Below are 3,637 nucleotides of genomic sequence, written 5' to 3'. Positions count from 1 at the left end.
TGGCGATGGCGCGGAAATAGCTGGCGCCGAGGAAGGCGCAGACCTCGTCGAAATAGTCGGGCCGGTTCATCGGCGCATGGAGGCGGAAGCCGGCGAATCCGAGGTCGCCGTCGGCCGGCTTGCCGACCTGCGACAGGTCGAAAAGGTCGGGGGCGTAGGCGATGCGCCGGGCCTGGCCGCCGGCCACCTCGTACATCTCCACCCGGTCCTTGTAGAGGAAGCCGCGATGGAAGAACTGGACGGCGAAGGGCAGCTTGTCCGCCGCCCACAAGGCGCGGTCCGGACGGTAGCGGATGGTGCGGTAGCCGTCGTAGCCGAGCCTGGCGAGTGCCCCGGAGAGCGTGTCCTTCGGCGCCTGCCATGGCCGGGCGGCCAGTTCCCGCGCCAGCCGCCGCACGGTCCCCGGCTCGAACGGATGCGCCGGGTCGGTCACCGCCGAGGCGGCGCCGAACTCGCGGGTCATGGCCAGCACGAACGGCAGGGACATCGCCCCGGCCAGCAGATCCCGTCGCCGCACCCGTCCGCCTCCTCGAGCGAGAAGGGCGGGTCCGACCCCCGGCGGATCGGCCCACCCTCCCCGAGAACGCGGGACGGGCGGGGCCGTTCCTCGGGTCCCTCGCCTCAGTTCAGCCGCAGGTCGACGATGTGTGCCGGGTCGGGCGCGATCTCGCCGCGCTCGACCCGCTGGACGATGTCGGTGAGGGCGGCGTTGGCGGCGGCCTCGATGCCGATCTCGCGCCCGCGGTCGACGACATAGCCGTTGAGGAAGGCGATCTCGGTCCGGCGGCCCTTCACCATGTCCTGGCCCATCGACGGGCGCTGCCCCTCCGCGCGTTTGCGGGCGCCGGCGGCGAGCGTGTCCTCGGCCGTGCGCAGGGCCGCCGCGTCGCCCTCGCCGGCCGCGGCCAGCACCTCGGGCCGGATGTTGAGGATGTCCTCGAGCACGTAGCCGGCCGCCTGCCCGACCCGGACCGCCTCGCTGCCGAGCCGGATCGAGAAGCGGCGGATGGCGTCCTCGCGCATCATCGCGTTGCCGGAGAGGCCGGTGCAGGCGGAGAGGCCGTTCTGCATCGAGTTGGCGACCAGCTTCGACCACCGTTCGCCCCACAGGTTGGTCGTGACCTTGGCGCTGTCCGAGAGGCCGACGAGCCGCGCCACCGCCTCGACGCGCGGCGTGATCCGGCCATGCACCTCGCCGGCGCGGAAGATCGTGTAGGCGGCCCCGCCCTTCTCCACCCCGCGATGGACATGGCCCGGTTCGTAGAGCTCGACCGAGATCTTCGAGGCGATGCAGCCGACGGTGCGCCCCCAGCCGACGACCGCGGCGACCCGTTCCTCGTTCATGCAGTTCTGCAGCGAGACGACGAAGCCGCCCGGCGCCAGGTACTGGCGGATCAGCATGGTCGCCCATTCGGTGTCGTAGGACTTGACCGAGACGAAGGCGATGTCGACCGGCTTCTCGCGGGCGAGCTGCTGGGCGTCGGTCAGGTGCAGCGCGCGGACCGGCTGCACGAACTCCTCCTCGGCGGTGACGCCGGTGACGCGCAGGCCGTGGGCGCGCATGTGCTCGACATGCCGCGGCCAGGCATCGAGGAGCGTCACGTCCTCGCCCGCCCGGGCCATGTGGGCGCCGACATAGGAACCGACGGCGCCCGCGCCGACGATCGCGATCCTGCTCTTCATGGGCATCCTTCCCTGGGGTTGGCCCGGGATGGTGCCGTGCTGCGGGCGGCTGGGGCAATGGCTCCGGCGCTCAGGATCGACCGACCTCGCCGCGCGCCTTCTCGGCCAGGGCCTCGTATTCGCGGCGCAGCTTGGCCAACTCCTTCTCCGACATCTCCTCGAGGTCGAGCAGGCGGTTGTCGGCGCGCTCGACGGCGCGCAGCAGCTCGTCGAGCTTGATCTGCACCGTCTCCGCGTCCCGGTTCTGCGAGTTCTGGATCAGGAACACCATCAGGAAGGTGACGATGGTGGTGCCGGTGTTGATCGTCAGCTGCCACAGCTCCGAGAAGCCCAGGAACGGGCCGGACGCCGCCCAGACGACCACCGCGGCGACGGCCATTCCGAAGACCGGCGCCCGCCCCATGATCGCGGCGGCCCTGGCGGCGAAGCGGCTGAACAGGCTCTTGCGACGCATGCGGCGGCTCCCTGGGACGGATGTACCGAGCCCGCGAACGGCGGGCGCCGCGCCGCGTTCCCGCGCGCCGGACCGATTTCTCGGCCGTCGCGGCCGGAACTCGCGCCTGCCGGCATGGGTTCTGGAGGCGATGCAACCAGACATCGGGAGCCCCACCATGTCCAAGATCGCGCTTGCGACGGCCGTGCTGCTCGGCCTCGCGGCCGGCGGTGCCGCCGCCCAGACGACACCCCCCGCGACCCGCGACGCCCCGGCCAACCCTGCCGTCAACTCGACCGGGCCCAACAACCCGGGCGCGCCGGCGCCGGGCGCCAACTCCTTCACCGAGACCCAGGCGCGGGCGCGGCTGGAGGACCAGGGCTACACCGCCGTCAGCGGCCTGACCAAGGACAAGGACGGGATCTGGCGCGGCTCGGCCATGCGCAACGGCCAGAAGGTCGAGGTCGCCCTCGACTACCAGGGCAACATCGTCGCGCGCTGACCCCGCCCGCCACCCGACCCACCGCACCGACCACGGAGCACCGACATGAAGACGACCGTCTCCCGCCTCTACGACAGCTATGACGATGCCGCCCGCGCCGTGAACGGCCTGGTCGATGCCGGCATCCCGCAGGAGGACATCGGCATCGTCGCGAGCAACGTCGAAGGCCGTACCGTGCCGACCGTCGTCGAGACAACGGACGCCGGCGGCGGTGCCGGGACGGGCGCCGGCATCGGCGGCCTCCTCGGCGGCGGCGCCGGTCTGCTGGCCGGCCTCGGGATGCTGGCGATCCCCGGTCTCGGCCCGGTCGTCGCCGCCGGCTGGCTCGCCTCGACCGCGGCCGGCGCCGTCGCCGGCGTCGCCGCCGGGGCGGTCACCGGCGGCATCATCGGAGCGCTCACCAACGCCGGCGTCAGCGAGGTGCACGCCAACGTCTATGCCGAGGGCGTGCGTCGCGGCGGGGCGCTGGTGACGGCGCGCGTCGACGACGAGCGCCTCCCCGCCGCCAACGCGATCCTCGACCGCCACGGCCCGGTCGATCCCGAGGCCCGCGGGCGCGCCTACCGCGAAGGCGGCTGGTCGCGCTTCGACGAAGGCGCCGACCCCTATACCGCCGAGCAGGTGGCGCGCGAGCGCCGCTTCTATGAGCGCGGGCCGATGATCTGACCCGTTCGGTGCGGGGCGCGGGGCGGTCGTCAGTCCGGACGGCCGCCCTGCCAGGCGGTGTCGAACCAGCCGGACAGCGCCTGGAGCTGGGCTTCCAGTCCGAGCACATGCCCCAGCAGTTCGACCGCATAGGCACCGACGGCCTCCTGGCTGGGCGGGTCGTCAGCGGGCGGCAGCGGCCGCTGCGGGACCGCCAGCAGCGCGTGCGGGCGCGCCGGCAGGGTCGGTTCCAGTCGGCTCACGGTGGGCGGCGTCGAGTTCGCGCAGGCGGCGAGCAGCGAGCCGCAGAGCAGGACCGACGGGATCGAGGGCATCCTTCTCACGGCGAACCTCCCGGACGATGGTGACGGTGC

Annotated in this window: 6 protein-coding genes; 2 read left to right on the top strand and 4 right to left on the bottom strand. The window is 72.9% G+C overall.

Annotated elements, in window-relative coordinates; translation table 11 throughout:
* The 3 genes from ACE3Q3_RS23455 to ACE3Q3_RS23445 all read right to left on the bottom strand — a co-directional run.
* A partial coding sequence (locus tag ACE3Q3_RS23455) for a glucan biosynthesis protein (protein ID WP_374450131.1) occupies window positions 1–517 on the bottom strand: 517 nt, incomplete at its 3' end.
* A 104-nt stretch (window positions 518–621) separates the two neighbouring features.
* The gene (locus ACE3Q3_RS23450; protein ID WP_374450129.1) at window positions 622–1,683 is read right to left on the bottom strand and encodes a ketopantoate reductase family protein; all 1,062 of its coding nucleotides are present in this window, start codon (window positions 1,681–1,683) and stop codon (window positions 622–624) included.
* 70 nt (window positions 1,684–1,753) lie between these two features.
* Window positions 1,754–2,137, bottom strand: a complete 384-nt coding sequence (locus ACE3Q3_RS23445; RefSeq protein WP_374450127.1) for a low affinity iron permease family protein — start codon at window positions 2,135–2,137, stop codon at window positions 1,754–1,756.
* A gap of 157 nt (window positions 2,138–2,294) precedes the next feature.
* Between ACE3Q3_RS23445 and ACE3Q3_RS23440 the strand changes: the two genes are divergently transcribed.
* Both ACE3Q3_RS23440 and ACE3Q3_RS23435 read left to right on the top strand, forming a co-directional pair.
* Window positions 2,295–2,618, top strand: coding sequence for a PepSY domain-containing protein (locus ACE3Q3_RS23440; RefSeq protein WP_374450125.1), 324 nt, complete (start codon window positions 2,295–2,297; stop codon window positions 2,616–2,618).
* Between the two features lie 45 nt (window positions 2,619–2,663).
* Entirely contained in the window at window positions 2,664–3,284 is a 621-nt protein-coding gene (locus tag ACE3Q3_RS23435; RefSeq protein ID WP_374450123.1) for a general stress protein, read from the top strand.
* Window positions 3,285–3,313: 29 nt separating this feature from the next.
* On the opposite strand, the gene ACE3Q3_RS23430 is transcribed toward ACE3Q3_RS23435, so the two are convergent.
* Complete coding sequence (locus ACE3Q3_RS23430; protein ID WP_374450121.1) at window positions 3,314–3,607, bottom strand: hypothetical protein; 294 nt, start codon at window positions 3,605–3,607, stop codon at window positions 3,314–3,316.
* Window positions 3,608–3,637 lie beyond the last annotated feature (30 nt).

Source organism: Allostella sp. (assembly GCF_041913585.1).
Taxonomy (GTDB): Bacteria; Pseudomonadota; Alphaproteobacteria; order ATCC43930; family Allostellaceae; genus Allostella.
Note: the sequence above shows the minus strand (reverse complement) of the source record. Positions and strands in the feature narration are given on the sequence as shown.

Bases quoted from the DNA above. Each gene is read 5' to 3' on its own strand.
- ACE3Q3_RS23450 (WP_374450129.1), bottom strand. From the start codon at position 1,683: ATGAAGAGCAGGATCGCGATCGTCGGCGCGGGCGCCGTCGGTTCCTAT.
- ACE3Q3_RS23445 (WP_374450127.1), bottom strand. From the start codon at position 2,137: ATGCGTCGCAAGAGCCTGTTCAGCCGCTTCGCCGCCAGGGCCGCCGCG.
- ACE3Q3_RS23440 (WP_374450125.1), top strand. From the start codon at position 2,295: ATGTCCAAGATCGCGCTTGCGACGGCCGTGCTGCTCGGCCTCGCGGCC.
- ACE3Q3_RS23435 (WP_374450123.1), top strand. From the start codon at position 2,664: ATGAAGACGACCGTCTCCCGCCTCTACGACAGCTATGACGATGCCGCC.